Below are 4,032 nucleotides of genomic sequence, written 5' to 3'. Positions count from 1 at the left end.
ATGACCGCCTGCGCCAAGGACAGCGCCTTCCTCAAACAGGTCATAGGCTTCGACGGCACCGCCAACCATGATGCCGAGCTCGATCGTGCCGCTCTCGACAAGCCGGTGACATTCACCGCCGTCAACACCGGCCGCGACGATGTCGCGCTGCTCGGCTTCACCTCGGGCACGACAGGCGTGCCGAAGGCGACGATGCATTTCCACCGCGACCTCCTGATCATCGCCGACGCCTATGCCCGCGAAATCCTGGAGGTGACGCCGGACGACATCTTCGTCGGCTCGCCGCCGCTGGCCTTCACTTTCGGCCTTGGCGGGCTCGCTATCTTTCCCCTGCGCTTCGGTGCGGCGGCGACGCTGCTGGAGCAGGCGACGCCACCCAACATGATCCACATCATCGAGACCTACAAAGCCACGATCTCCTTCACCGCGCCGACTGCCTACCGCGCCATGCTGAAGGCCATGGATGAAGGTGCCGATTTGTCTTCGCTGCGGGTTGCCGTTTCAGCCGGCGAAACCTTGCCCGCTCCGGTTTTCGAAGAGTGGACGCAAAAGACCGGCAAGCCGATCCTCGACGGCATCGGCGCCACCGAAATGCTGCACATCTTCATCTCCAACCGCTTTGGCGACATGAAGCCCGCGTCGACCGGCAAGCCGGTCGGCGGCTACGAGGCGCGCATCGTCGACGACGAGATGCGCGAAGTACCGCGCGGCGCGACCGGCAGGCTGGCGGTGCGCGGCCCGACCGGCTGCCGCTACATGGCCGATATCAGGCAGAAGGACTACGTGCGCGACGGCTGGAACATCACCGGCGACACCTTCACGCAGGACGAGGACGGCTTCTTCCATTTCGCCGCGCGCTCCGACGATATGATCGTCAGCGCCGGCTACAACATTGCCGGCCCCGAGGTCGAGGCCGCACTTCTGTCACATCCCGACGTCGCCGAATGCGCGGTGATCGGCGCCGAGGACGCCGAGCGCGGCCAGATCGTCGAGGCGCATGTCGTGCTGGTGCAGGGCGTGGCGCCTGACGCATTGACCACCAAGCGCCTGCAGGACCATGTCAAGGCGACGATCGCGCCCTACAAATACCCGCGATCGGTGAAATTCATTGCTGCTTTGCCCAAGACCCAGACCGGCAAGATCCAGCGCTTCCGGCTGCGCACGGAGAAAGTCAATTGAGCGAGCCCTACGATCCGGCGTCCGAAGGCGCACAGATGTCGTTCAACGAGGCCATGTCGTACAGCGACTATCTGCACCTGGAGAAAGTGCTGGAGGCGCAGACGCCGCTGTCGTCGGCGCATGACGAGATGCTGTTCATCATCCAGCACCAGACCTCGGAACTGTGGATGAAGCTCGCTTTGCACGAGATTGGCGCCGCGATCCGCTCGATCCGCGCCGACCGGCTCGAGCCGAGCTTCAAGATGCTGTCGCGAGTCGCGCGCATCTTCGAGCAGCTGAACAATGCCTGGGATGTGCTGCGAACGATGACGCCCAGCGAATATACCGAGTTTCGCGACGCGCTCGGCCAGTCCTCGGGTTTCCAGTCCTGGCAGTATCGCGCCATCGAGTTCATGGCCGGCAACCGCAACCTGGCCATGCTCGGCCCTCACAAGCATCGGCCTGACCTCAGCGGAAAGCTGGAAGCCATCCTGGCCGAGCCATCGCTCTACGACGAAGCGCTGCTGCTTTTGGCGCGCAACGGATTCGACATCGGTGCCGATGCCAGGCGCACGGACTGGCGTGAGACGCGAACCGAGAATGAAGAGGTCCTGGTCGCCTGGCAGACTATCTACCGCGATCCGCAGCGCTACTGGATGTTCTACGAACTGGCCGAGAAGCTGGTCGACTTCGAGGATTATTTCCGCCGCTGGCGCTTCAACCACGTCACCACGGTGGAGCGCATCATCGGTCTGAAGCGCGGCACCGGCGGCACGTCGGGTGCTTCGTATCTGAAGAAAATGCTCGAGGTCGTGCTGTTTCCGGAGCTGTGGACGGTCCGCACTCGGCTCTGACATCATCGAAATGAGAACAGGCTCACCGAAGGGACGCTCTGTGGCGGAAACCCTTCGCGAACAACCGGGGACTGACCATGAGTGGAATTCCTGATCTCGCCGCAGTCGAAGCGATGGATGCCACGGATCCGCTGCGGGCCATGCGCGACCGTTTCATTCTGCCGGAGGGGGTGATCTATCTCGACGGCAATTCACTGGGGGCAGCATCTCATGCCGTTTTCGGCGAGCTGCAGCAGGCGGCGACGCAGGAATGGGCCCGAGATCTTATCCGAGCCTGGAACACGGCCGGATGGTTCGAGATGCCGATCGAACTCGGCGACCAGCTCGGACGCCTGATAGGAGCCGCGGCCGGCCAGACCGTTGTCTGCGACACGACATCGACCAACATCTACAAGGTGCTGCACGCAGCGATGGAGATGCGGCCCGGCCGGTCAGCCATCGTCGCCGAAGGTGACAGTTTTCCCACCGACCTGTACATCGCCGAAGGCGTGGCCTCGACCCGGGATGGCGTCCTGCTGCGCCTCGCGGGCGTCGACGCGCCGACCATCGAAGATCTGATCGACGAAAACGTCGCGGTGGTGCTGGTCAACCACGTCAATTACAAATCGGGTGAACTGCGCGACATGGCGGCGCTGACGCGCAGGGCTCATACGGCCGGAGCGCTGATCGTCTGGGATCTCTGCCACACCGCCGGCGCCCTGCCCGTCGAGCTCGATCAGGCAAATGCCGATTTCGCTGTCGGCTGCACGTACAAGTACCTCAACGGCGGTCCGGGCGCGCCGGCCTTCATCTATGCCGCGCAGCGCCACCACGGCGATATCAGCCAGCCGCTCAGCGGCTGGTGGGGCCATGCGCGGCCCTTTGCCTTCGAACGGGGTTATGTTGCCGGCACCGGCATCCGCCGTTTTCTGTGCGGTACGCAACCGGTCCTGTCGATGCGGGCGCTCAAAGGCGCGCTTGCCATCTGGAGCGACGTCGACATGGCGGCATTGCGAAAGAAGAGCGTCGCGCAGACAGAACTGTTCATCCAGCTCGTCGAAGCCAAGTGCGGCGCCTACGGTCTCACGCTGGAGACCACCCGCGACGCGACCAGGCGCGGCAGCCAGGTGTCGTTCCTTCACGACCACGGCTATCAAATCATGCGGGCGCTGATCGAGCGCGGGGTGATCGGTGACTTCCGCGCACCGTCGACCATCCGTTTCGGCTTCACGCCGCTCTATGTCAGCTACAAGGATGTGTGGCTGGCGGTTGAGGTTCTGGAAGACATTCTGCGCACGGGTGCATGGAAGGACCAGCGTTTCGCCGTCAAGGAAGCCGTTACCTGACGCACCGATCCCGGCGATCCGCCGTCGCTGCCCTCACTGCCTGGCAAATGACGGAGAGCTGAATTTCCAGCCAAAATGCCCAACTGACGTTGGCGTTTTGGCTCCGTTTCGTTCACGGCCAACGAACGTCCCGAAGGTTGCAATCGCCCCTTGTCGAGGCTGATCGACAGATAATGCCAAGCTTTGGTAGAGGATAAGCCACAGGTCATTAACCATAACAATTTCAATGTGAGCAGGCGCATTGCCGAAGGTGGCGCCCGTCGATCGTAACCCGCTGGCAAGCGCCAAATAATTTCAGCAGCCTTAACAAATTCATTAAACTTTAAACGGTTGCAGAACACAACTGGAACAGATAGTGTTTGTTCTGGGTTTGTTTTTCGATTCTGGTTTCAGGGAACCTGGGGGCCGCCATGCTGACACGCAAGCAACATGAACTGCTGATGTTCATCCATGAACGCCTGAAGGAGAGCGGCATTCCGCCATCCTTCGACGAAATGAAGGAGGCGCTCGACCTTGCCTCCAAATCCGGGATTCATCGGCTGATCACGGCCCTTGAGGAGCGCGGCTTTATCCGCCGGCTGCCCAATCGGGCCCGCGCGCTGGAAGTGCTGCGGCTGCCGGACTCCATCGCGCCAGGCCTCAATGCGGCAAAGAAGTTTTCGCCAAGCGTCATCCAGGGCAGTCTTGGTCAGGGT

The 4,032-nt window shown here is 62.1% G+C and carries 4 protein-coding genes; all 4 read left to right on the top strand.

The window, feature by feature from the left end:
- The coding region (locus tag EN914_RS27085; RefSeq protein ID WP_127389368.1) for an AMP-binding protein at positions 1–1,179 on the top strand (1,179 nt) is incomplete at its 5' end.
- The gene (gene kynA / locus EN914_RS27080; protein ID WP_024503341.1) at positions 1,176–2,012 is read left to right on the top strand and encodes a tryptophan 2,3-dioxygenase; all 837 of its coding nucleotides are present in this window, start codon (positions 1,176–1,178) and stop codon (positions 2,010–2,012) included. The genes EN914_RS27085 and kynA, both read left to right, overlap by 4 nt.
- A 77-nt stretch (positions 2,013–2,089) precedes the next feature.
- A complete protein-coding gene (gene kynU, locus EN914_RS27075) occupies positions 2,090–3,337 on the top strand; it encodes a kynureninase (protein WP_024503342.1) in 1,248 nt (415 codons plus the stop codon).
- Positions 3,338–3,747: 410 nt separating this feature from the next.
- On the top strand, positions 3,748–4,032 hold a 285-nt coding region (locus tag EN914_RS27070), incomplete at its 3' end, for a LexA family protein (protein ID WP_407067816.1).

Source organism: Mesorhizobium sp. M7A.F.Ca.CA.001.08.2.1, from assembly GCF_003998455.1.
In the GTDB taxonomy this organism is placed as follows: Bacteria; Pseudomonadota; Alphaproteobacteria; order Rhizobiales; family Rhizobiaceae; genus Mesorhizobium; species Mesorhizobium ciceri.
This window is presented reverse-complemented; position numbering and strand designations above follow the sequence as displayed.